This is a genomic window from Gemmatimonadota bacterium (genome assembly GCA_026706845.1).
Classification (GTDB): domain Bacteria; phylum Latescibacterota; class UBA2968; order UBA2968; family UBA2968; genus VXRD01.
In genome coordinates this window covers 1-22969 of sequence record JAPOXY010000078.1, presented here as the reverse complement: position 1 = coordinate 22969, position 22969 = coordinate 1, and the positions used below count along the sequence as shown (strand labels likewise).

23 protein-coding genes are annotated in these 22969 nt (G+C 52.3%); 15 read left to right on the top strand and 8 right to left on the bottom strand.

Translation table 11 applies throughout. The features are described 5' to 3' along the window. Positions 1-5: 5 nt before the first annotated feature. Entirely contained in the window at positions 6-785 is a 780-nt protein-coding gene (locus tag OXG87_07650) for a creatininase family protein (GenBank protein MCY3869417.1), read from the bottom strand. Positions 786-1032: 247 nt separating this feature from the next. Between OXG87_07650 and OXG87_07645 the strand changes: the two genes are divergently transcribed. The 6 genes from OXG87_07645 to OXG87_07620 all read left to right on the top strand — a co-directional run bounded on the left by OXG87_07645 (position 1033) and on the right by OXG87_07620 (position 8983). Continuing rightward, on the top strand, positions 1033-2889 hold the full coding sequence (locus OXG87_07645) for a hypothetical protein (protein ID MCY3869416.1): 1857 nt from the start codon (positions 1033-1035) through the stop codon (positions 2887-2889). A gap of 3 nt (positions 2890-2892) precedes the next feature. After that, positions 2893-4437: a D-aminoacylase gene (locus OXG87_07640; protein MCY3869415.1), complete on the top strand. Its 1545-nt coding sequence runs from the start codon at positions 2893-2895 to the stop codon at positions 4435-4437. Between the two features lie 11 nt (positions 4438-4448). Next, a complete protein-coding gene (gene nagB / locus OXG87_07635) occupies positions 4449-5171 on the top strand; it encodes a glucosamine-6-phosphate deaminase (protein MCY3869414.1) in 723 nt (240 codons plus the stop codon). A 110-nt stretch (positions 5172-5281) separates the two neighbouring features. Further along, positions 5282-6376, top strand: coding sequence for an isocitrate/isopropylmalate family dehydrogenase (locus tag OXG87_07630; GenBank protein MCY3869413.1), 1095 nt, complete (start codon positions 5282-5284; stop codon positions 6374-6376). A 12-nt stretch (positions 6377-6388) separates the two neighbouring features. After that, positions 6389-7459, top strand: coding sequence for a lactonase family protein (locus OXG87_07625; GenBank protein ID MCY3869412.1), 1071 nt, complete (start codon positions 6389-6391; stop codon positions 7457-7459). 15 nt (positions 7460-7474) lie between these two features. Next, entirely contained in the window at positions 7475-8983 is a 1509-nt protein-coding gene (locus OXG87_07620) for a sulfatase-like hydrolase/transferase (protein MCY3869411.1), read from the top strand. 42 nt (positions 8984-9025) lie between these two features. On the opposite strand, the gene OXG87_07615 is transcribed toward OXG87_07620, so the two are convergent. Next, positions 9026-10972: a hypothetical protein gene (locus tag OXG87_07615; protein ID MCY3869410.1), complete on the bottom strand. Its 1947-nt coding sequence runs from the start codon at positions 10970-10972 to the stop codon at positions 9026-9028. A gap of 64 nt (positions 10973-11036) precedes the next feature. Here OXG87_07615 and OXG87_07610 point away from each other — a divergent pair, with 64 nt between their 5' ends. Both OXG87_07610 and OXG87_07605 read left to right on the top strand, forming a co-directional pair. Next, positions 11037-11675, top strand: a complete 639-nt coding sequence (locus tag OXG87_07610) for a cupin domain-containing protein (GenBank protein ID MCY3869409.1) — start codon at positions 11037-11039, stop codon at positions 11673-11675. A gap of 56 nt (positions 11676-11731) precedes the next feature. Next, positions 11732-12532: a sugar phosphate isomerase/epimerase gene (locus tag OXG87_07605; protein MCY3869408.1), complete on the top strand. Its 801-nt coding sequence runs from the start codon at positions 11732-11734 to the stop codon at positions 12530-12532. Between the two features lie 7 nt (positions 12533-12539). Here the strand turns inward: OXG87_07605 and OXG87_07600 are convergent, their stop codons facing one another. Then, entirely contained in the window at positions 12540-13319 is a 780-nt protein-coding gene (locus OXG87_07600; GenBank protein MCY3869407.1) for an SDR family oxidoreductase, read from the bottom strand. A 53-nt stretch (positions 13320-13372) separates the two neighbouring features. Then, positions 13373-14842, bottom strand: coding sequence for a sulfatase (locus OXG87_07595; GenBank protein MCY3869406.1), 1470 nt, complete (start codon positions 14840-14842; stop codon positions 13373-13375). Between the two features lie 118 nt (positions 14843-14960). On the opposite strand from OXG87_07595, the gene OXG87_07590 reads away from it, so the two are divergent. Beyond that, positions 14961-15851, top strand: coding sequence for an aldo/keto reductase (locus tag OXG87_07590; GenBank protein MCY3869405.1), 891 nt, complete (start codon positions 14961-14963; stop codon positions 15849-15851). A 25-nt stretch (positions 15852-15876) separates the two neighbouring features. After that, complete coding sequence (locus OXG87_07585) at positions 15877-16665, top strand: aldolase/citrate lyase family protein (protein ID MCY3869404.1); 789 nt, start codon at positions 15877-15879, stop codon at positions 16663-16665. 122 nt (positions 16666-16787) lie between these two features. Here the strand turns inward: OXG87_07585 and OXG87_07580 are convergent, their stop codons facing one another. Further along, positions 16788-17084 (bottom strand): arsenate reductase, encoded by a 297-nt coding sequence (locus OXG87_07580; protein MCY3869403.1) that lies wholly within the window; start codon positions 17082-17084, stop codon positions 16788-16790. A gap of 279 nt (positions 17085-17363) precedes the next feature. On the opposite strand from OXG87_07580, the gene OXG87_07575 reads away from it, so the two are divergent. Then, on the top strand, positions 17364-17657 hold the full coding sequence (locus tag OXG87_07575; protein ID MCY3869402.1) for a hypothetical protein: 294 nt from the start codon (positions 17364-17366) through the stop codon (positions 17655-17657). Continuing rightward, positions 17657-18115 (top strand): type II toxin-antitoxin system VapC family toxin, encoded by a 459-nt coding sequence (locus tag OXG87_07570; protein MCY3869401.1) that lies wholly within the window; start codon positions 17657-17659, stop codon positions 18113-18115. The genes OXG87_07575 and OXG87_07570 overlap by 1 nt, the downstream gene beginning before the upstream one ends. A 103-nt stretch (positions 18116-18218) precedes the next feature. On the opposite strand, the gene OXG87_07565 is transcribed toward OXG87_07570, so the two are convergent. After that, positions 18219-18971 (bottom strand): phytanoyl-CoA dioxygenase family protein, encoded by a 753-nt coding sequence (locus OXG87_07565; protein MCY3869400.1) that lies wholly within the window; start codon positions 18969-18971, stop codon positions 18219-18221. 1 nt (position 18972) lies between these two features. Next, positions 18973-20331: a sulfatase gene (locus OXG87_07560; protein ID MCY3869399.1), complete on the bottom strand. Its 1359-nt coding sequence runs from the start codon at positions 20329-20331 to the stop codon at positions 18973-18975. Between the two features lie 103 nt (positions 20332-20434). Between OXG87_07560 and OXG87_07555 the strand changes: the two genes are divergently transcribed. Genes OXG87_07555 through OXG87_07545 form a run of 3 tightly spaced genes read left to right on the top strand, consistent with a single transcriptional unit; the run spans position 20435 to position 22365 of the window. Continuing rightward, positions 20435-20902 carry a DUF5990 family protein gene (locus tag OXG87_07555; GenBank protein ID MCY3869398.1) on the top strand — a complete coding sequence of 156 codons (468 nt, stop codon included), beginning with the start codon at positions 20435-20437 and terminating at the stop codon, positions 20900-20902. A 9-nt stretch (positions 20903-20911) separates the two neighbouring features. Next, positions 20912-21577: an alpha/beta hydrolase gene (locus OXG87_07550; GenBank protein MCY3869397.1), complete on the top strand. Its 666-nt coding sequence runs from the start codon at positions 20912-20914 to the stop codon at positions 21575-21577. Further along, positions 21562-22365 carry an MGMT family protein gene (locus OXG87_07545; protein MCY3869396.1) on the top strand — a complete coding sequence of 268 codons (804 nt, stop codon included), beginning with the start codon at positions 21562-21564 and terminating at the stop codon, positions 22363-22365. The genes OXG87_07550 and OXG87_07545 overlap by 16 nt, the downstream gene beginning before the upstream one ends. Here OXG87_07545 and OXG87_07540 read toward each other — a convergent pair. Beyond that, positions 22346-22969: NUDIX domain-containing protein (locus OXG87_07540; protein MCY3869395.1), on the bottom strand; the 624-nt coding region annotated here is incomplete at its 5' end. The two genes, OXG87_07545 and OXG87_07540, sit on opposite strands and share 20 nt — an antisense overlap.

Sequence of the window (22969 nt, the reverse complement as noted above, 5' to 3'; positions counted from 1 at the left end):
TCCTTTCAATAGGGAAATGTCTCTGAGTCCTCTGTCTGTGATAGTTCAGTCAGGAATCGTCCGGTTCCTTCCACGGCTGAGTTTAAGACGGTTTCACCTTTTTGCGCTGAGGCTTTTCGGGCATCGCCGCCAGCGGATTTGGGCAAATACAAATGCCAGGGGCGCACAAAGTGGATGTCAAATTCTCGCAGTGTTTTCAATTTGGGATACTGGGGAGGGTTGTTGGCTATTAGATTTTCGCGTACGAGGTCGGGGCGCAAGAACATGATTTGGGAGGTTTCTTCTTCGCCTGCGTGATCGCTGCGATTTTCCCATATAGCTTTTGCGTCTTCCGATGCACAGGTCCCCGTGCTGATCAAGCAGGTGAAGAGTCCGTCTTGTGCGGCCAAATCGCGCTGTGTTGCGCGGATGGCGTCGGGGTTGCCGCCGTGACCATTGATGAATACTATGCGGTGTACATTTTCCGCGCGGCACATTGCCACCAGGTCTTTCAACAGGTTCATAAATGTGGGGACTTGCATGCGGCAGGCGAATGGGAAAGCGCGGAAGTTGTTGTTTAAGCTCACCCGCTGCGTGGGTAAACACACGACGCGGCCACCTATTTCATTGGCTTTGCGCGTGCCTCCATAAGCGACGTATTCCACTTGAAAGTTGTCCGTTCCATAGGGCAATGCAGGTCCGTGCGGTTCGGTGGAGCCTATTGGGATGACCGCTACATTGGGCGCGAGTGATCGCACATCGTCAATGGTCATTTCTTCCAGGATGCCCGAAAGATTTTGGCGCATAATAAGCCTCGGCTATGTGTGCTGCTCTATGAATGATGGGACGCTCATGATAAGTCGCCATTTCTCCCCTGTCAAGGTGTCGGGATAGGAATAGTAATATTACGCAGCTTGACCGACGCTGTTCTCAGTGTTATTATGGACGCCCATTTTTTTGTTTTTCATATTTCGGTGTCCTATGACTATTCGCGCGATCATCATTGGCCTTTGTTTATCTGTTTTGGTGAATTTTTGGCCTGTGTATAGTAGCTTGATTCTGCGTTCTTCCCGCGGGGATTTTGCCCATTTGTCTGTGGCTTTTTTGATTCCCTTTTTGGCCTTGCTCGTTTTTAACTATTTTTTTTCGCGCAGATTCAGGGGCCTCTCATCCTTTGAACTCATCGCGATATGTAGCATTGGCATGGTGGCTGCCAATATGCAAGGTGAGTGGCTTTCGGGTTATTTTCTCGGCGTTGTCACTGCGCCCATTTATTTTGCTTCAACGCAAAATATGTGGGCAGAAAGGCTGTGGCCACATTTTACCGAGTGGAATGTGCTGACAGACCGCGCTGCAGCTACGGGGTTTTACGAAGGGCTGCCGCCTGGTGCCCCTTTTCCCTGGGATGCGTGGATCGCACTTTTCCCCGGCTGGATCCTTTTTTTGGGTGCTGTATTTCTCGCCAATTTCTGTGTGGTTATTCTCCTTCGCAAACAGTGGATGGAATACGAACGGCTCTCTTTTCCCATTGCTACGGCACTTCTCGAGTTGACGGGTACGGGTGATTCAAAAGATGCGTTTGCTAACCTTGTTCGCTCGCGCTTTTTTCAGATTGGATTTGTACTCATTTTTGGCGTTTTTTGCTGGAATGTCGCCTCATGGTTTGTCACGGCATTGCCCCGTCTGGATGTTATGAGGCAGATCAATATCCCCATTGGTCGCGGTTTTCCACCGCTGTGGTTTCTCTTCCAGCCGATGACGATTGCATTTGCCTATTTCACGAAATCAGATGTGCTGTACAGCATCTGGTTTTTTCACTTGCTCGCGATTCTTCAGGTTGGCATTTTCAATCGCTTTGGTTTGGATTTTGGCGGTTCCGATATGTGGTGTTCTATGGCACCTGCTATTGGGTGGCAGAGTTTTGGCGGTTTTATTGTTCTCGTTCTGTGGGGGCTGTGGATGGCGCGCGCACATTTGCGCGATGTCTGGCTCAAGGTGTGGTCTCGCAATGCGCAGATAGATGATGAGGGGGAGCTTTTATCCTATCGCACGGCATTTATGATCCTGGTCTTGTGTAGTGTGTACACGATTTTCTTTCTCGTGCAATCGGGTATGAATGTCCTTACCTTACTCACCTTTTGGGGTGCGACGCTGATTCTTTACCTGGGTCTTGCACATATTATCGCCGAGAGTGGTCTGGTTTTTTTGCGCGGTCCTATTACCGCTCAGGCATTTACCTGGCATGTCCTTGGTGTTGCGGGTATGGGGGCGCCGAGCGCTGTTGCACTGGGGCTGACTTATACATTTTTTTGCGATGCCAAAACTTTTGCGATTACAACACTTGCGCATGTCCCTCGTCTGGCCTCGGTTGTGCCCGCCGAACGCCGCCGCGCTTTTGTTCCCGCGATTGCCACAGGTGCCTTGATCGGCGCGACTACTGTTATTGCTTTTACCCTCTATCAGGGTTATTACGGTATTGGCAGCTATAATTTTGGGGTGGTTAGTTTTAATGGGTCCGCTGATGGTGCCGTGGGGTCGTGGACTTATACCGCCAACCGCGTACACGCCGGAGCGATGAGTACAGACTGGAATCGCATGCGTTTTTTGGGTATTGGAGCTGTTTTTACAGGTATCTTGCTCTATATTCGCTATCGCTTTCCCCACTTTCCGCTTCATCCGATTGGGTTTACGATTTCATCATCGGGCGTCTTGCGGAGTAGCTTATTTTCTATTTTCTTTAGCTGGGCGATCAAAACGCTCGTGCTCAAATTTGGCGGTCTTGAACACTATCGCAAAATCGCGCCTTTGTTCCTGGGTATGCTGGTTGGTCAAATTGCCGGTATTGCATTGGGCGTTGTTGTGGATGCGCTTTTTTTCCCGGGCAATGGCCACAAACTCAACAGGTGGTAGAACATGACTTTTGATCTCATTATTCGCAACAGCACAGTGATTGACGGCACGGGCCGAACGCCCGGTTTTCAGGCAGATGTTGGCATTTGCGGGGATCGCATTGAAGCCATTGGCGATTTGTCTCAGGCAGAGGCCGATACGGTTATCGATGCGACGGGACATATCGTCTGTCCTGGTTTTATCGATGTGCATGTTCATTCGGAAATTGCCCTGCTTACAGGTGTTCATCGCTATGCCGAGGTGCAGCAGGGTATTACGACGCAGCTTTTGACGCCCGATGGGTTTGGGTGGACGGGGCTGTCGCCCGAGCGCACGCGCGAATTGTGGACATATACGCGCTTTTCCGTTGGCGAGGTCGATATTCCGATTGGCTGGCAAACACCTGAGGATTATCTGAGTCTTTTTCCCAATAACAGCGCGGCAAATGTGTATCCACAAGTTCCGCATTGCGCGGTTCGCCTGTCTGCATGCGGGTGGGATGCGCGACCGGCAACAGATGATGAGATTGTACAGATGTCGGATCTCACGCGCCAATGGATGGAGGCGGGGGCTGGCGCGCTCAATCTGGGTCTCGATTATCAGCCGAGTGCCAATGCGGATTTTCGGGAGCTTGTTGCGCTTTGCAAAGTTGCAGCGGAATACGGGGGTATTTACGCGGCTCACGTGCGCTATCACACGATTGGGCGCGTTGCCGCCTGGGAAGAGACGATCGCGCTTTCCCGCGCTGCAAATATCCCGGTTCACATCTCGCACGAGCGAGTCAACGATGAGAATGCCGATTTGCTGGATAGAATCGAGCGCGAAGATATCGATCTGACTTTTGAATCCTATCTCTATCCGGCCGGGATGACGCATTTGTACATGATGTTGCCTATGAAATTCCAGGTAGGTAGCCCGGATGAGGTCAATGCGCGTCTTGAAGACCCAGAGATTCGCGCCGAGTCCGTGGCCGAACTCAAGACATGGCTCGGGCGCGGCGATCAAATCGTGGGTTATACTGGCTCGGGCAGGTACACGGGAGAACGCCTGTGCGATCTCGCGGCCAAGGCAAATACATCTCTGGAAGATTTTGCCTACGATCTGATTTTTCAGGAGCGCGAAGATCATGCCGTTATTTTTCCCTGGCAGGTTGATCCCGAAGTCGCCGCGCAGACTGTGACGCGTACAGCCACTCATCCGCGTATGATGATTGCCAGCGATGGCATTTTTAATATTCCGCATCCGCATCCGCGGGGTTTTGGGTGTTTTGCGCGCGTGCTGGGTCATTTTGTGCGCGAGCGCGAGTTGCTGACTTTTGAGGAGGCGATCTACAAGATGAGCGGTTTTCCCGCGCGGCGTTTCAATATTCCCGACCGGGGCGAACTCGCTGTGGGCAAAGCCGCTGATCTCGTTGTTTTTGATCCCGATACGGTGGCTGCGAGATCTACTTTTGAAAATCCCACGCTGCCGCCAGTCGGTATTTCGCACGTTTTTGTCAATGGCCAGTCCGTCATTGCCAATGGGGAACCAACAGGCGCGTTGCCCGGCCAGGTGCTGCGCCGAGCGTGATTTCTGATTCTATGCCTATTCAAGTGAAAATTTGCGATACGCCCGACGATGTGGCTCGCATCGCCGCATCGGAAATTGTCGCGCTTATTCGCCAGAAGCCAAATGCAGTACTGGGTTTGGCAACGGGATCAACGCCGGTGAAGACGTATGCCGAACTCAGGCGGGTGAATCGGGAGGGGCTGAGTTTTTCGCGTTTGACTACTTTTAATCTCGATGAGTACTGGGGGCTTGATGGCACGCATTCGCAGAGTTATCGCCATTTTATGAATCGCACGTTTTTTGACGGTACTGATATTCAACTGTGGAATACGCATGTGCCCAATGGCAGGGCAGTGGATGCCGATCTCGAGTGCGAGGCTTTTGAGGACAGGATACGGGCGTGTGGCGGTGTGGATTTGTGGTTGCTGGGCATTGGTCGCAATGGACATATTGCTTTTAACGAGCCCGGTAGTGCGCCCGATTCTCGCACCCGTCTGGTCGATTTGACCGAGAGTACGATTGCGGCGAATAGTCGCTTTTTCGAGCGCATTGAAGATGTGCCCAAACAGGCACTCACCGCGGGGATTGCCACGATTTGTGAGGCGAGGCGGATTCTTCTTCTGGCGACGGGTACGGATAAGGCGGGAGCGATTGCCAGCGCTGTTCAAGGTGTTCCACATCCATCCTGTCCGGCGAGTTTTTTACAGACACATTCGGATTGTACGTTTATTTTAGATAGAGGGGCGGCCCTGTGAAGTGTGATCCGCAGATGACGCAGATGAACGCAGATGAAAGAGGAAGGCTGTGAAGTATGAAGTGTGAAGACCACTAATTTTTAATTTTTAATTAAACAGAAAGGTTTGCCATGAAAAAGACCCTCGCCGTGCTTGAAGGCGACGGCATTGGTCCCGAGATTATGCGCGAGGGGATTAAAGCTCTTCGCACGATTGAAAAGAAGTTCGATCACGAGTTTGTGCTGGAATACGCGCCTTTTGGTGCGGCGTCGTATTTTGACGAGGGCAGTCCGTTTCCCGATGAGACAAAAGCCCTGTGTGATCGGGCAGACGCGATTATCAAAGGTCCGGTGGGGCTTTCCATTGAAGAGACGAAGAAAATTCCACAGGAGTTGCGTCCGGAACTCGGTGCTATTCTGCCTTTGCGAAAGCGTTTTAATACGTATGCCAATTATCGCCCGGTCAGGTTGCCCAAATCTCTCGCGTCATTTTCTCCTTTGCGCGATAGCGTTATTGGAGAGGGTATTGATATTCTCATGATTCGAGAACTTGTGGGTGGTATTTATTTTGGGGATAAAGAAGAAGGTACTGCTACGGGTATGAAATACGCGCGCGACGATTGCATTTATACCGAAGAGCAGGTGCGCGCGATTGGAACGGTTGCGTTTGACGAAGCCCGACGTCTCGGTGCCAGGATGACCCATGTCCACAAATCGAATGTGCTGGCGACATCCCGGCTTTGGGACGCGATTATCGAAGATATGGCAAAAGAATACGACGATGTCGAATACGTGTCGATTATCGTCGATAACGCAGCTTTTCAACTCGTCAGAGATCCCACGCAATTCAATGGGGTTATGCTTTTGGAAAATATGCAGGGCGATATTTTGACCGATCAGGCGGGTGGTTTGCTCGGTTCTCTCGGTTTGATGCCTTCGGCGTGTATGGGACCCGAAAAGGGCTATGTGGAACCGGCGCACGGCTCGGCACCCGATATCGCGGGTCAAAATATCGCCAATCCCTATTCTATGATTGGCAGTATTGCATTTTTGCTGGATAAATGTCTGGGCCTCAAAGAGGAGTCAGACGCTTTGTGGAACGCTATGTTCGATATTCTCGAGAGAGGATATGCCACTTCTGAACTCGCCTCAGAGATAACCGATCCCAAGAATGTTCTTTCGACCAGTGATTTTGGCGATATGGTCGTCGATATTTTGAGTAATTAAAGGAGATTTTCCATGAGCAATATCATCGCTTTTATTGGTACCTATACACGCACAGGGAGTAAAGGTATTTACGTTCACCGATTCAATACCGAGACCGGTGAACTCACTCCGGCTAATAGCATCGAGAGTGAGAATCCGACATTTCTCGCCATTCATCCCAATGGGCGGTTTCTCTATGCGGTCAATGAGATCAGTGAATACAATGGCGAGAGCGCGGGGGCGATTAGCGCTTATGCCATTGATGCAGAAGCCGCAGATCTCGCGTTTATCAACCGGCAATCGACAGTAGGCACTGGTCCCTGTCATTTGAATATCGACGCGACGGGTCGCTATGCTGTAGTGGCAAATTACGGTGGGGGTAGCACCTGTATGTTGCCCATTAGGGAAGATGGTGCGTTGGGCGAAGCGTCGGATTTTATTCAGCACGAGGGCAGTAGTGTCAATCCGCAACGGCAGCAAGGTCCCCACGCCCATTCTGCGAATATTTCGCCGGATAACAAACGGGTTTATGTCGCCGATCTCGGTTTGGACAAGGTGTTGATTTTTGAGCTTGATCTCGAAAACGGCAAACTCATTGCGAATGATCCGCCATCCGTCTCTGTGGCGCCCGGTGAGGGACCGCGCCATTTTGCGTTTCATCCCGGAGGACAATACGCCTATCTGATCAATGAGATAGGCAATACTGTCAATGCGTATGCCTGTGATGCGGAGACGGGCGCGTTGACCGAGTTGCAATCCATTGCTACATTGCCCGGCGATTTTTCAGATACGAGTCATACAGCGGATGTTCACGTTTCATCCGATGGTCTGTTTGTGTATGGGTCAAATCGCGGTCACGATAGTGTCGCCATTTTTGCGGTTGACGAGTCCAGCGGTCACTTGACGCCGGTCGATATTCACTCCACTGGTGGAGAAACGCCTCGCAATATCGCGCTTTCGCCCGATGGCAATTTCTTGCTGGCGGAGAATCAAAGCAGTGATACGATTGTTTCTTTTGCCATCGACCGAGAGACCGGGAAATTGACAGAGACCGGGCATGTCGCGGAAGTGCCCATGCCCGTTTGCCTGAAGTTTTTGGTGTAGAGAGAGGGGATTACAATGTCCAGTGATCGTCCAAATGTGCTTTTGATTATGACGGATCAGCAACCTGTATCGACGATCGGTTGTTATGGCAATTCGGTTGTTAAAACACCCGCGCAAGACCGCCTGGCACGCGAAGGCATGCGGTTTGACAATTTTTATATTGCGGCGTTTGCGTGTACGCCGTCTCGAGCGACGTATTTGACCGGGCGCTATTCGCACAACCACGGGGTGGTGATTAACGATGTGGAATTGGACGATGCGTTGCCGTCAATAGGTAATCTATTTCGCGATGCGGGCTATCAAACCGCGTGGATTGGCAAGTGGCATTTGGGGGGGCAGATGTATCGCGGGATTGCGGAACGCGGTCCGTTTGACAATTGCTGGGTCAGGAAGCGGGTAGATAGTACGCGCGATTTTGAGTTTGTGGATGTGGAAGGCGGTACGGGAGAGGATGAACCCCGGAGTGGATTTGATCACTGGGTTGGGGGTTGGAAGCATTTCAAAGCGTATTTGCAGACGACCGATTTGCCCGATGAGGTTAAAAATTCGCCCCGCGTGGGCAATCACCATGCAGCGCCGAGTGCCCCAGATCGGGAGCACAACGTGAGTTTGTTGGGGGAGGATCACCACATGGCGCACTTTTTTGCCGATGAGATGGTGTCGTTTCTCAATGCCAATCGGGATAATCCATTTTGCGCTGTGCTGTCTTTTTACGGACCGCATGCGCCCGTTTGTCCACCCGAGCCATGGGATTCAATGTACGATTTGGACGATGTGCCTCTGCCCGATAATTACGATGCGCCATTGGAGGATAAGCCGCGTTTTCAATCGGGTCGCGATCGCACTTATGTGCGCGATGTCTGGTCGAGAGAGGAGGTACGGGACTATATCCGGCGTTATTGGGGGTATGTGAGTTATATCGACGCACAAATTGAGCGGGTGCTCAACGCGCTGGATGCCAATGGTCAGGCGGAGAATACGATTGTGATGTTTGTGTCGGATCACGGCGATATGGTGGGGCAGTTTGGCATGGTGTACAAGTTGCCGTATTGTGGCTACGATACGTTGATGAAGGTGCCGTGTTTGGTGCGGTGGCCCGGGCGCATTGAAGCGGGGTCTGTGAATACTTCTTTGAATAGCAGTGTGGATGTGATGCCCACGATACTGGATCTGGTGGGGATGGATATTCCCGAGGGAGTGGATGGTGAAAGTATAAGCGATGTTTTGAAGGGCGAGCGCGATGTCGCGCGGGAAGAAATTTTTACGGATTTGATAAATCGCGGTGTGATGCTCAGGCAGGGATCGTGGAAGTTTGTGCTGAATTGGAAGTCTCTGAGCGGTGATGTGCGCGATTTGGACGAGCTTTACAATTTGGCGGATGATCCCCATGAGGAACACAATCTTGCGTATCGAGATCGCGCGCAGGCCGCATTGATGCGAGACCGCATTTTGAGCTGGTTGGAGGAGACGGGGCATCCGTATGTAAATACTATCCGGGAACAGGCATTTCGAGAACCATCTTGATTTGAAAGGGGTTGCCATCGCGCGATGGCGACCCTTTTTAACTTACCAGGAATGCACCATGTGGCCGTTGCCGGGGAAGTAGATGTGATCTACGAGTGTGGAAAGGCCAACACCGAGGGTGTAGCCGATTAAGAGGCCGATGAAGAAGGGTTGCAAATTGCGGTAGAGCCGAATGCCGCCGATGCGCAATACGATGGATTTGAATGCCCACACGAGGAAGACGGTGAAGGCGGTGACTCTGACGGGATAGACATATCCCACTGTGAATCCCACGGGATGGAGGGGCCACCACGCAAAGCGCAGGCGCATGAGGCTCAAAAACAGGGTGCCGAGTGCCCCCGCAGCCAGGAATTGCCATTCAATGCGCCCAAAAGAGGTCGGTTCCGATGCCCAGGAGACGACGCGGTCAAACATGCGCTGGCTGTATCCGCCGAATACAAAGACGTGGCGGATATTGGCGGCGCCGGTTGCGCCGTAACAGAGGTTGAGGGTATAGATAATTGAGACGGCAAAGCCGATGATGAAGGCGAGCATTAAGGCGGCGACCATGCGATTGCGCGGCCAGCGAAATACGTCGTGGATTTTGGCGGTGTGAGTTAGGGATGGGAGGATGTATTCGCGGTGGCTTTCCACGCTGTTGGCCGATAGTGCCATGCCGACGTGGTCGGGGGTTTGCACGTTTGTGCCGAGCGCGGCAGCGGCGAGTTCCTGGGTTCGCAGTGGGGTTTCGACATATACGAGGCCGGTTTCTGCGACGATTTTAGCCAGGCCGATGAAGTAGATCAAGAGCAGGCCGAGTTGTATTGCAATGCCCAGGAGGGAAATGCCCAGCGCGTACATATAGGCGCTGGCATAAGTGAGTGCGATGATCAGGCCGATCACTGCGGTGCGGTAAGATAGGAGTTCGGTTTTGTCCTGGGCATTTGGCTGCCAGAGTGCGCGGATGACGGTTCCAATATGCTGCCGCGCCATGAAGAGGCCAAACAGGGCAAATGCGATGAAGCCACCGACCTGCTGTAGCAATAGGCCGCTGCCAAAGTCTCTGCCCACGGTGATGCCAAAGCGGTTTAGCGCGCCGATTTCGATGAGCGAGAGGATGTGGAATAGCCAGATGGAGAGCAGGACTTCGAGGTTGGTGAGATATCCAAAGGCTGCCATGACAAAGTTGAATTTGACTTGTAGCGGGGGAAAGTCGTGTCCAAATGAGATGGCGGTGCGGTAGGTGGGACCAATGGGTATGATTGGGAGATTGTGCCAGAAGAGGGGCAGGATATTCCAGGATAAGATGAATGCGCCGATGCCAAATCCCGTCCAGAATAATTTGTTTTTCATGAAGCCAATTTGCCCCGATGCTGTATCCTGTATCATCAGGGTGGGCAATTGCGCGAGGGGAAAGGTGATGCGTTCGTGTTCGACCCATTGTTTGCGCAAGATGACGGTGATGCACAAACAGGCGATGAATAGTGCGAAGAAAAAGGTGAACCACCAGAAGAGCGGTACAGCCCAGGCGTGATAGGGAGTGGAGAGATGTGCTGGCAGTCCCTCCCACAAATTGGTGATGTCGCCCGCGCGATTGCTGGGTACTGCCCAGGGTTGGATGTGTTCGTGGGTAAATTCCGCCCATCGGTTTTCCGGCGTGGCTTTGTAATAGGGGCTGGCGAGTACGGCGATCAGGCGTCCGGCGACGTTTTTGGTGGGGAAAACGCTGCCTATAAATCCCATGCAGAGGATGAGTCCCAATTCGTGCGGGCGAAGCATCCAGTTTTCCCGGATTTTTTTGAGCAGGGGATTGATGAGGAAGATGAGGAGGAATGGGAGCCACAATGACATGGGCATGTGGCCGAGAGATACGCGAGATGCGCGAAGGCGATAGGTGGTGTCTGTAGCAAAATAGCAGATGACTATGGTCAGGATCAGGCCAACGATAATGGCGCGGGTGGTGATGTGTGACGCGGGGTCAGACTGTGGCGCGGGATTGGGCAGGCTCATGCATTTCTTTCGGTTGGTGGATTTCTTCCTTCTAACTTCTTCCTTTTAATATACGGAGGCTATCATGCCATTTCAAGTTTTTGACTATCGCAGGGATATTACCAATATGCTGGTGACACCCCAGATTCGTTCGCGGTTTTTGAAGATGGAGGTGGGGCAGTTCAATCAGAGCCATACGCACGATTTGGGGCACGAGATTTTTCTGATTTTACAAGGGCAGGCAGAGTTTGATATCGAAGGGCACAAGGAGGTGTTGGGGCCCGGGCAGATGTGTATTGCACTGACAGATGAGGCGCATACGGTGCGAAATGTGGGCGATGATGAGGTGATTATGTATTTGTCGGTGACACCGCATATTTTGCCTACGCATACGTATTGGACAGCAGAGGGGGAGAAGGAACCGCCGCGATTTGCGGATTCTTTTTCTTATGATCAGGAGCCAGATTTGGGTGTTGATGCAGGCGCAAGAGCAGATGAACATCTGCAGTCTGTGGAGGATTTTGTCGCGCGCGTAGAACAGACAGCAGAGACGCAGCGCGAGCAGGTTGCGGCTTTTAAGAAGGCATTCGCAGAGGGCGATAGGGAAGCCGCATTCAAAGCGCGAGATGCGATGTGGGATGCGCTTTATCCGATGTTTAAGGCCGTTCACGATCTGGCTGTTGTGTGGAATGCTTTCGCGCATCGGACGGTGGATGAAGTGTGAAGTGTAATTGTAGGGGCGATCCCCTGTGGTCGCCCGCTTTTAGAAAGGACGCAAATATGGGCAAATTTAGACTGGCTTGTCATTTGATTCAGTTTCGGGGCGAGCAGCACGAAAATCCCGAGAAGGTGCTGGCAGAGGTGGCTGAGGCGGGGTGGGACGGGGTTGAGGGGTTGAAGATCGACAGTGGCGATGATCTGGTTGCTAAGGCCAATCTGGCGAGGAAGAATGGTTTGCATCTGGTCAATGTGGGAGGACCGAGTCCGCTTGATCGGGTTCGGTACAATATCGCGTTGGGTAATGATGCGGCAGAGGTGCCGTCGTGTCGTCGCGCGATGTGGGGGGGCGATGATCCGAGTGATGAAGATGTTGAGAATGCGGCTCGTTCGCTCGATGAGGTGCTGGCATATTGCAAGGCACACAATGTGAAGGGTTTTCACCACGCGCATATGCGGACGTTGATCGAGACGGTCGAGGATGCCGAGAGATTGATGACGGCTGCGCCCGATTTGTGGTTGCTCTACGATACGGGGCACATGCTGGCGGCGGGTAGCGATCCGATGCAGGTTTTTGAACGCGATGTGTTGCGAGATCGGATTGGACATGTGCATTTGAAGGATGTGCATGCCAATGATCCCGCGTCCTGGAATCACCGCACGGGGCAGTTTAATGAGGAGGCGCGATTCGCAGAACTCGGCGCGGGGAATATGGGGTTTGACGCACGGGCAGCGCTGGAGAAGTTGGAAGAAGTGGGCTACGATGGGTGGGTGTCCGTAGAGCTTGACCGACCGTATCCGCCCAAACCCCCGGCAGAAGCGGCAAAGTCCAATCGCGAGTATTTGCGAAGCATAGGATATTGAGACGCGTCTATACTACGTTGGACAATCCGCCATCGAGGTTAATCGCCGTGCCGGTGATGAAAGAAGCGCATTCCGAAGCGAGAAAGGCGACGAGCGCGCCAGCATCAGAGGGTTCACCTAAACGTCCCAGCGGATGCTCTTCAGCCTGCTTAGTCCAGTAATTTTCTAAAGTGCCGGGGGAACCTTCCGCTTTCCAGGCGCGTTCTCCCTGCGCGCTCTTGATAGAAGTCAAGCACACGGTGTTTACGAGGATATTGTGCGGCAATAGTTCCTTGGATAGCGCTTTGGTCATCGCTATTCCCGCTGCGCGGCTCACAGAGGTTGGATAAGAAGCTGCGCCAGGCTGTTTGCCCCCCGGATGCGTGACGTTGATAATCCGTCCTCCGCCGACGAGTTTCATCTGAGGAATGACCAGACGCACGCAACGTACAGCCCCCATCAGTTTCAGATCTAAATCGGCATGCCAATCATCGTCGTCCAGATCATCGAAGGCGCTCGCGGCAGACCGGCCAGCATTGTTGACCAGGATGTCAATCCGCCCGAAATGCTGGACTACTCTGTTGATGAAGCTCGTTAGCGTTTCCGGTTTGGTCACGTCAGCAGGGACAGCAAGGACATCATCAGTTGAGGCACGAAGTTCCTCTGCTGTCTGTTGCAAGACATCATCGCGTCGCGCACAAATCGCGACCTTCGCGCCCTCTTCGAGGAACCGCGATGCGATTCCTCTGCCGATTCCCTCGCTGCCGCCCGTAATAACCGCAACTTTTCCTGTCAATCCAAGGTCCATATCAAATCTCCTTAAGTGAATTTATATCCGTAGGTCGAGTATCAGGCGATTTGTCAATTGCTTTTAAATAAGATACCCGTTTCTCTGGCGATGCGGAACCGTTCTTTGACTCTTTGCTCTTGTTCTGGGTTGGTGACGGGGTATTCGTCAAAGATGTGACCGCGGCCTTCCATGCGGGGGTCGCCGTGTTGTTTGAGGGTTTTCCGAAGTTTTTGCCAGAGTGCGTTTTTGATGGTCTGATGGTCGGCGCTTTCGGCGAGGTTGTTGATACAGTGGGGATCGGTCTGGATATCGTAGAGTTCTTCTTTGGGGCGTTTGCCCATGCAGAGTTGCCAGTAGGTCTCGTTACCCTGTTCTTTTTCTTCGACGACGCGCGTTTTGGTGGGTGAGTCGTCGATGTTGCGGTAATAGACTTCGGGGTCGCCGGCTGGCCAGCGGTCGGGTTCAAAATTTCGCAGATAGAGGTGGCGGTGGTCGCGGATGCCGCGGATGGGATATCCGACGGTGCCGGGACGGCAGATGTCGTGGCGTTCTTTGCCCGAGATGAGAGCGGTGCGCTCCGGGTCGATGATGCCCGATTTGCTGGATTTGAAGATGGGCATGAGGCTTTTGCCGGTGATTTGGGAATGGATGTCGATGCCCGCAGCTTCGAGGAATGTGGGGGCAAAGTCAACGAAATTGATGAGGTCGTCAACTATTCGGCCCGGTTCGATCGCGTCTTTCCACATGGCGGCCAATGGCATGTGGTAGGCAATTTCGTAGAGTTGGCCTTTCATGCGCGGAAAGGGCATGCCATTGTCTGAGGTGACCATGATGAGGGTGTTGTCGAGTTCGCCGCGTTCTTCGAGGATGTCGAGGATTTGCCTTAGGTGTTTGTCGAACCATTCGATTTCAAAGGCGTAGTCGAGCATGTCGTTTTTGACGTCTTCGGTTGATGGCCAGCAGGGGGGTACTTCGTCGATGTCAGAGAGGGATTTTCCCCCGAGGCGTACGCCAGAGCCGTATTCGTAGCCGCGGTGGGGTTCTTTGCCGCCATACCAGAAGCTGAAGGGCTGGTCGTCGGGTTTGGCATTGAGAAAAGCCGCGAAATTGGCGGCGTAGTCTATATTGGCAATGCTTTTTGTGGGGGGATTGAGTTTGAGGTCGTTGTGTTCGGGGCCGACGAGTTTGCGCGGTGAGCCATCTGGATAAGTTCCCGGTTCGCCCGGGCCCCAGCCTTTGCCAGTGAATCCCGTGGCGTATCCGGCGTCTTTGAAAAGCTCGGGATAGGTGACGTAGTCCGATGGGAAAAAGCAGAGGTGGTTGCAGGCTTCTTGAAGTTGCCAGGAATAGCGACCGGTGAGGATGGCGGCTCTGGATGGGGCGCATTTGGCATTGGGTGTGAAGGCGTTGTTAAAGAGAATGCCTTCGCGTGCGACGCGGTCAAATGCCGGGGTGTTGACCCAGGGGCAGCCATAAGCACTGGCGTGGGGCCAGGATTGGTCGTCGGCAATGCAGAAGAGGATGTTTGGGCGTTGTGTCATTTGGATTTGTTCCGTGAGATTTTTTGGTGGTTTTAGTGGATTTTGGTTGTATTATATACGACATTTGGGTGACTTGTGCAAATATCGGAATGCGTGAAGGCAGAGTGAGAGTATTGAGATGAAATTTCGGATGCTGGGAAAGACGGGTTTACAGGTCTCTGAGATCGGTTTTGGCGCGGCGCAGATTGGGAATCCATTACTGCCGGAAACGCAGGTCGAAGCGGTGCTGAACACGGTGCTCGATTTGGGTATCGCGTTTATCGATACGGCTGCGATGTATGGCGATAGCGAAGAGCGGATCGGGAAGTTTATCGCCCATCGGCAGGACGATTTTGTTCTGGCGACAAAGTGCGGCGATTATCAGGTGATCAATGGCGGCAAGCGCGAGATTGTAAAGGATTATTCGCCCGAGGGTATTTTGAGGACGATTGATACGAGTCGATCAAGGCTGAAGATGGATGTGATCGATATTGTGCAATTTCACGGGTTGCCTGGAGAAGCGGACGATTGGGATGCGGCGTTTGACGCGCTGTTGGAGGCAAGGGATAGGGGATGGACGAAGTTTGTCGGTGTATCAGCTGATGGATCGGCAGCGGCTGAGGCGGCGAAGAGGTGGGATTTAGATACGCAGGAGTTTACGTACAATGTGTTGTTCCAGGAGTCTGCTGAAAATTTGATGCCGACTTTGCGCGATCGGGGTATGGGGACGATTATCAAGCGTCCGATTGCCAATGGGGTGTATCTCAGATCTGAGCGGCCAGACGGTTCGTATATGGGCGATCCGTGGGATCGGGCACAGCAGATGCCGTTGCGGGAATTGGCGGACGATATGCCGCTGATTGAATTTGCGTTGCGGTTTACGCTTTCTCACGAAGATGTGTGTACTGCTATTGTGGGATCGACCAATGCGGATCATCTCGCAGATAATGTGAAAATTTCAGATGGAGAAGTGTTATCCGAAGATGTGTTGGACAGGACAAAGCGGGTTTTTAAGTCGTTGTTTGGGTGATTAACCACTTACAAAGGAGTTTATTTTGAAACCCAACAGAATTAGAGAAAAATTGGATGCGGGCGAACCCACGATTGGCACGCGGATTCATTCGAGTTGGCCGGCGATTGTTGAGGCGATTGGACATACGGGACTTTACGACTATGTCGAATACGTTGGCGAATACGGCACGTTTGATCTCTACGATCTCGACAATTTGTGTCGGGCAGCCGAGTTGTACAATATGGGTATGATGTTCAAAATTGATCGCAGCCATCAGTACTTTTTGTCGCAGCGGGCGATAGGGTCTGGTTTTGGGAGTATTTTGTTTACGGATTGTCGCACGGAAGAAGATGCGAAGGAATGTGTGCGCGTTACGCTTCCAGATACGCCGGAGGATGGCGGTTTGTACAGTGTGTACACGCGGCGCAATACGTATATGGGATATGGCGGGGGTCCGGAGTATGTGAAGGCGATGCGAGAGACGGTTGTGGTTTTGATGATTGAAAAGAAGGAGGCGGTGGAGAATCTGGAGGCGATTCTTTCGGTTCCAGGCGTGGATATGGTGCAATGGGGACCTTCGGATTATTCGATGAGTGTTGGCAAAGCGGGACAGCGCGGTGATCCCGCAGTGGCAGATGCGAGGAATGAGGTGTTTAAGACTGCGCTGAGTATGGGTGTTCACCCCCGCGCAGAGATTATGTCGCCCGATGAGGCAAAGGAATATCTCGATATGGGTGTGCGGCATTTCAATATCGGGGTGGATATCTCAGTTTTGCATTCGTGGTGGCGAAGCAATGGCGATGAGTTGAGAAAAGCGGTGGAGGGGGCGTGAAATGAACGAATAGACGAATAGACGAATAGACGAACCCCACCCTGCCACCCAACTACTATCGTTGATTCGCTGATTCGTAGATTCGCACAGCCGCCGAGACCTGAACCTCGGCGGCTGTTTTTTTATGTGAGGAGTTCATGTACGGCTTCTGAGGGACGGGCAATGACTGCGCGATCTCCGCGAATGCACACGGGGCGATTCATGACTTCGGGATGTTCCAAAAGCAAGCCGACGAGTGCATCGGGGGTATTGTAGTCATCCATGTCGCGTCCCAGTTTTTCAAAGGAACTGGGGTGAATCATGTCTTTGGGTTCACCGGGCAGGAGTGCGAGAAATTTTCTCAAGTCCTGTTCGCTCAGCGGTGTTTTCAAGTATTCAATGACGTCGAACTCGACGTTGCCAGCGCGCAATATGTCCATTGCGCCGTTGGATTTGCTTCAGTTGGGGTTGTGGTAGATGGTGAGTTTTGACATGTTAAATCTCCTTTTTTCGGTGAAAAGAGTCTCAAAGGGAGTATAAATGTCAGGATTTTTGAGGTCAAGAGGTAAGTGGATAGGATCTCAATAAGATTACCACACAAAAATGCCCCGCGTCAAAGACAGGGTGTTTTTATTTATTAGTTGCTTCATTTTAGAAGTATGGTATTGTATTAAAGGTGGTCATATAAAGCCATTGTCAAACTTTTTAGGAGAAAAATAATGGCCAGTATTGACAAAAACGCCGAACCTAACCTTGAAAAACTCATTGACACCCTCTGTAAACTTCCCCCCGATGATTTGAAGGAAGTTAAGCGAAGGCTTGAAAAGCAACTCGAAGAAGCCAATCATTATCGGGAACCATTGGATGATTTGCAGGAGGATGACTTGTGGGGGTTGGATTTGAGCCGCGAAACTGCGGATGATGCGGCCTCAATGAGGGAAGTGCTCAGAATCACCTCTAAATTCAAAGGGTCTATGGCAAAGATCGTAAGTGAAGAAAGAGACGAACGGTAATGGCCGTTTGTTTTTTTGATACGAGTGCTCTGGTTAAATACTATCACAACGAGTTGGGAAGGCAAATGGTCGTCAGCCTCGCTGATGATCCAAATAATCGCATTTTTATATCCCGGCTTGGACTGATAGAATGGCATTCTGCCTTTTTTCGTCTCATGCGTATGGACATATTTACTCAAGATGAGTTTCAAACCATACGAACGCGATTCCTTTCAGATATTCGGCATCGAAAATTTCTTATTCAACCTCTTGAACGCATACACCAGAACCGGGCTATTCGTCTCCTCTCCCGTTATGCTGTCACCCAAAGTCTGCGCACATTAGATGCCCTTCAGCTTGCCATTGCCCTTCACGCCAATAGTCATACACCTCTCGATCATTTTGTTTGCGCTGATCTTCCCTTCTGTCAGGTCGCCACACTGGAGGGGCTTTCTGTGCTCAATCCCGAATCCCTTTGAGCAACCCTGTTCACCAGCTAATCTGGCTTTATTTTTTGCCTTTGGGTCGGATGGCTTTGGCAAAGTTTCTCTTACCTCTTACGTCTCACCTTTTACCGCTTACCTATATTCGCCAGCGTTTCCAGAGGTCATCGGGTATTTCGTCTCGGAATGTCTCCTGGTCTTTGTGAGGTAGGCGGGCGAAAAGGCCATAGCGGATGTTGTTGCTGGTGTTTTGAGAGGGTTCGTGCAGGATGTTGCAGTGCCAGAAGATGACCTCGCCTGCTTTTGCATGCAGTTCAACGGGTTGAATATCTTTGACCATGTCGAGATATTCGGGGTGGTCCTTAAAGCTGCAACTGAGGTGATCGGGATGTTTGCGAAGAAATTCCCATGATTTGATATGGCTGCGCGGCCAGAAGACGGTGCCACCGCCGCGCGGTTCCACGTCGTAGATGTAGGTCGCCAATCCGAGGAGAAAAGAGGCCCCCCGCCGCTTGCCGAGATAACCGTCAATGTGCCCGCGCTCTGGCAAGCGCCATTCGCATTCGGGTTCGGGCAAGAGCAGGCGCAGGTTGCCGTCTTCACCGCAAAATTGTCCATCGCCCCCCATGTGATCGACTATGGCTTTGACTTTGGGCTGGTTGACGAGTTGTGTTTCTTCTGGCGAAAAGCGAAAGCCTCTCAATATGGTGATGTCTTCGCGGTGTTGTTGGCGCGGTCCTGCGGCGTTTTGTTGGGCGGGGTCAGAGAGGTCACCGTATTGGGCGCGAATCTGCGCGCGCCAATTGTCCAATACCGGGGAATCGATTAGATTGGGTACGAGGACATATCCCAATGCTTTGAACTGGGCGATCTGTTCGGGTGTAAGGGCCATATTAACCCCGTTCTTTTAGATCGTAAATGGCGATCATATAGGGATGGTCGCGGTCGAGATGCGTGAGGGTGTCGGGGTTTTCAACGCGGCCAGCGGGGCGGATGTTTTCGCCCGTTATGCCCGCAGCATCGTCTCCGAGGTCTTTGCGACAGGTGTCAATTTGCGCTCTGAGATCCCGCACGATGTCGGGGTGTTGTTCGCTTATGTCATTGGTTTCACCGATGTCGGCTTCGAGGTCGTAGAGTTCCCGGATTTCTTGATCGTCTTTTCGAATGTGGAGTTTCCATTTGCCGCTCCGCACGGCTTCGATGCTGTTGCGTTTGTAGTAAAAGAAGGATTCGTGTTGCGATGTGGCGCCTTTTTCTGCGAACATGAGTGGGCGGATGTCTTTGCCGTCGATGATGCGGTCGGTGGGTACTTCTGCTCCGCCGAGAACTGCAAGCGTGGGGTAAAAGTCCATGGATAGCGTCAGTTCGCTACACACTTCGCCCGCGGGGATTTTGCCGGGCCATCGCATGAGGCAGGGTACGCGCTGACCGCCTTCCCATGTGGTGCCTTTGGTGGCGCGCAAAGGGCTGTTGCTGCCGCCTTCGTCGCGGGCGCGAGAGCCGTTGTCGCTGGTGAAGATGACAAGGGTGTTGTCGTCGAGTCCCAGGGTTTTGAGTTCGTCAAAGATGACGGCGGCTGCCCAGTCAATGCAGGCGACTGCTGCGCCATATACGCCGTTTTCAGATTCTCGGACAAAGGCTTCGGGGGGATAGTGGGGCAGGTGGACGTGCATGTGGGCGAGGTAGAGGAAGAAGGGCTGGTCTTTGTTGTCGCGCATGAAACGGACGCATTCTTCGACGTAGCGTTCGGTGATGCCGCGCTGGTCGGGTTGCGCCTGGATGACTTCTTCGTCGCGCAATAAGGGCAGAGGTGGATTTTTGTCGTCTTCTTTTTGTATGCCCATGTCGTTGCTATAGGGGATGCCGTAGTAGCTGTCAAATCCGTGGCGGGTGGGTAGAAATTCCGGCTGGTCTCCGCAGTGCCATTTGCCGACTATTTTGGTGGCGTAGCCTTTGTCTTTGAGGAGTTTGGCGATGGTGATTTCGCTGGAGTTCAGGCCTACACCCTGTCCGGGGAAGAGGACCCAACGTCCGTCAAAAGAGCCAAAGCCAATGCGGGGAGGATAACAGCCCGTGAGCATGGCGCCTCGAGAGGGCGAACACACGGGAGATGCCATGTAGAAGTCGGTGAATTTTATGCCTTCTGCGGCCATTTTGTCGAGTGCTGGCGTTTTGTTGATTTTAGAGCCGTAACTGCCGAGGTCACCATAGCCGAGGTCGTCACAGTTGATCAAGATGATGTTGGGTTGCATAGGTCTCCTTTCGCGATATTTTAAAGAATTGGGCGGCGTAAATGGTATTTCTATACTATACTTCGTTATATCATTTGGTGCAAGTTCTGAAAAGAGGTGATGCATGAAAGAAAAACAACTGAAACTAAAAGTGATTTGTACCGAATTGCCCGGTACGCGTTTTGAAGATCCATACGGTCACGATCCCGAGGTTAAAGAACCTGTTTACCTCGGCATACAACGTGACAAAGAGGTTGTTGAGCAGGTTCCCGCTGATCGTCGCGAGGTGGTATTTTATCCCGAGTTCAGGGTTGGTGAGAAACCCGATAGTTCGCCCAATTTTTTGGGTCCTTATGCACAGGGTAGGCCCGCGGACCGCTTTTTTTATCTTTCCTGGGGGATGGTGCGAGATTCGGGTGATTTTGAGATGTTTCGGCGGCTCAAAATTCGTCTGGGACATCTCGATTGGGCACAGGTTAATCGGTCGCTTGAATCGGGTGATCCCATTGTCGTAAAGCTAAAGTTGACGGATGATCTCGGTGGTCCGCTTTGCGCTACGCCGCGGGCTTCTCATATTACATGGATAGGATAGGAGACCTAAATGGCTGTTGAACCCAGAGAGTTGAAATTTATTGCGACTGAGGAAAAGGGGGAAGTGTCGGCTTTGTACGCGCGACCGCGCGGGGCAAAGGCACTATTGGTGTTGGGGCACGGGGCGGGTACGAATATGCGGCATCTTTTTATGCAGGAACTGAGCGATGCATTGAACGATGTGGGGATTGCGACTTTGCGTTTCAATTATCCCTATTCTGAGAGGGGCGGTGGTGGCATGGATGGGGAGAGGGTGCGGTTGGCAACTGTGCGTGCGGCTATAGAGATGGGGATGAAGCAGGCACGAGGATTGCCGGTTTTTGCCGGCGGGCATTCGATGAGCGGACGGATGGTTTCGATGGCTTGTGCCGAAGAACCTGTTGACGGGCTGAAGGGTATTGTGTTTTTCGCTTTTCCGCTGTATTCGAGCAAGCCGAATACAGAGCGCGCCGAGCATTTGATGGATGTGCGCGTGCCGATGCTGTTTTTATCGGGTCAGCGGGATAAGATGGCGAATTTAGAACTGTTGCAACCGGTGGTGGATAATCTGAAGGGTGCGATGCTTCAGGTGGTGGATACCGCGGATCACGGATTTAAAATTCTGAAGCGGCGAAATACCGATGAACCCGTGATGGAAGAATTGGCACGGGTCGCAGGTGGATGGATGTCGGGATAATGGAAAGTGTGCAGATGGATACACAGGGGCGCGTCATTTCTCTGTTTATGAAGATAGAGAAGGGGATGCCTTTATCCAGACCGCGCGATGGTAAATTTTTGTTGCGCTCTCGGTTTGGCATTGAAGGCGATGCAAATGCAGACGGCGTTGGTCCGCGGCAGGTGCTTTTGGTTGCTCTGAAGACTCTGCAGGCGTTCAAATTGCAGCCGGGTGATTTGCGAGAGAATATAGTTGTCGCCGGGTTGCCGCTGGACGATTTGCCATCGGGGTCGGTGTTGCAATTCGGGGATTCCGCTACAGTTCGGCTGACGTATCACTGTGAGGTGTGCAAGTATATCGGGACGTTGGGCGTAAAACCGATTCAGTCGTTGGTGAATCAGAGGGGGTTTTTGGCTGTGGCGTTGACAGGTGGTGTCGTTTGTGAAGGCGATCCGGTCAGGGTTTTGTCCAGGTGTTATGATCCCGTGCCTGACCAGACCGCGGATCGATTTTTATGGGTTGTAAAGCAGATTCCCTTTGGGAGGGTGATGACGTATAAGCAGATTGTGGATGTTCTGGGGGTGTCGCATTCGTATTACCGCGTGTTGCCCACCTATATGAAGCGCGTGAGAGGACAGGCGTATCCTCTGCATCGCATTTTGGATTCAAAAGGGTGTTTGACACCGCATGTAGATAATCAGCGGGCGTTGCTGGAATGCGAGGGGGTTGAGGTCAATGCAGGAGAGGGCGGTAACGGATGGGTGGATGTGTCTGTCTTCGGGTGGGATATCAGTGGGATTTATTATTGAATAGTTCGGGAATGTGTTCGGGTGTGACAAATGTGTTGAGTTCGTCGGAGAGGCTATCGATTTCATAGGCTTCTATCCACTGGTAGTTGAAGGTGTAATCGGCGTCGGCGTCCTCTCCTGTGACGATATGGGCCCATTGGTCGGGGGTGTTGCGCGGGGCGAGGAGGAGATAGTCATGACGTTCGACATTGGATTGGATGTAGTATTTGTAATAGTGGTGAACGCCGAGTTTGCGAAGGATTTTTAAGCGTCCCAGGCCCGATTCTTCATAGAGTTCGCGATACATAGCTTCTGCTGGTGTTTCCCCCGGGTCCAAATTCCCGCCGGGAAAACGCAGGGGCATCGCAGGTGTGTTGTCAAAGCAAAGCGCGAGGAGTTTGTATCCCGAATTATCTGGACGGAGGATGAGGGCAAAGGCTTTGTGTTTCCAGGGGGCTTCGGGTTTGGGGGTCAGGTCAACGGCGCATTTAAATGCAGCGCGATAGAGTTCCCGGTTGTTCCTGATGTAATGGGTTTGCCGCGCTTGTTCGGGAAAAAATAGACCGCGTTCGCGCACTTCGTCGGTTTCGTTAAAATTTTCAAGTGTGTCAATATGTGCCCAGTA

Bases quoted from the DNA above. Each gene is read 5' to 3' on its own strand.
- OXG87_07650 (MCY3869417.1), bottom strand. From the start codon at position 785: ATGCGCCAAAATCTTTCGGGCATCCTGGAAGAAATGACCATTGACGAT.
- OXG87_07640 (MCY3869415.1), top strand. From the start codon at position 2,893: ATGACTTTTGATCTCATTATTCGCAACAGCACAGTGATTGACGGCACG.
- nagB (MCY3869414.1), top strand. From the start codon at position 4,449: ATGCCTATTCAAGTGAAAATTTGCGATACGCCCGACGATGTGGCTCGC.
- OXG87_07630 (MCY3869413.1), top strand. From the start codon at position 5,282: ATGAAAAAGACCCTCGCCGTGCTTGAAGGCGACGGCATTGGTCCCGAG.
- OXG87_07625 (MCY3869412.1), top strand. From the start codon at position 6,389: ATGAGCAATATCATCGCTTTTATTGGTACCTATACACGCACAGGGAGT.
- OXG87_07620 (MCY3869411.1), top strand. From the start codon at position 7,475: ATGTCCAGTGATCGTCCAAATGTGCTTTTGATTATGACGGATCAGCAA.
- OXG87_07615 (MCY3869410.1), bottom strand. From the start codon at position 10,972: ATGAGCCTGCCCAATCCCGCGCCACAGTCTGACCCCGCGTCACACATC.
- OXG87_07610 (MCY3869409.1), top strand. From the start codon at position 11,037: ATGCCATTTCAAGTTTTTGACTATCGCAGGGATATTACCAATATGCTG.
- OXG87_07605 (MCY3869408.1), top strand. From the start codon at position 11,732: ATGGGCAAATTTAGACTGGCTTGTCATTTGATTCAGTTTCGGGGCGAG.
- OXG87_07600 (MCY3869407.1), bottom strand. From the start codon at position 13,319: ATGGACCTTGGATTGACAGGAAAAGTTGCGGTTATTACGGGCGGCAGC.
- OXG87_07595 (MCY3869406.1), bottom strand. From the start codon at position 14,842: ATGACACAACGCCCAAACATCCTCTTCTGCATTGCCGACGACCAATCC.
- OXG87_07590 (MCY3869405.1), top strand. From the start codon at position 14,961: ATGAAATTTCGGATGCTGGGAAAGACGGGTTTACAGGTCTCTGAGATC.
- OXG87_07580 (MCY3869403.1), bottom strand. From the start codon at position 17,084: ATGGACATATTGCGCGCTGGCAACGTCGAGTTCGACGTCATTGAATAC.
- OXG87_07575 (MCY3869402.1), top strand. From the start codon at position 17,364: ATGGCCAGTATTGACAAAAACGCCGAACCTAACCTTGAAAAACTCATT.
- OXG87_07570 (MCY3869401.1), top strand. From the start codon at position 17,657: ATGGCCGTTTGTTTTTTTGATACGAGTGCTCTGGTTAAATACTATCAC.
- OXG87_07565 (MCY3869400.1), bottom strand. From the start codon at position 18,971: ATGGCCCTTACACCCGAACAGATCGCCCAGTTCAAAGCATTGGGATAT.
- OXG87_07560 (MCY3869399.1), bottom strand. From the start codon at position 20,331: ATGCAACCCAACATCATCTTGATCAACTGTGACGACCTCGGCTATGGT.
- OXG87_07555 (MCY3869398.1), top strand. From the start codon at position 20,435: ATGAAAGAAAAACAACTGAAACTAAAAGTGATTTGTACCGAATTGCCC.
- OXG87_07550 (MCY3869397.1), top strand. From the start codon at position 20,912: ATGGCTGTTGAACCCAGAGAGTTGAAATTTATTGCGACTGAGGAAAAG.
- OXG87_07545 (MCY3869396.1), top strand. From the start codon at position 21,562: ATGGATGTCGGGATAATGGAAAGTGTGCAGATGGATACACAGGGGCGC.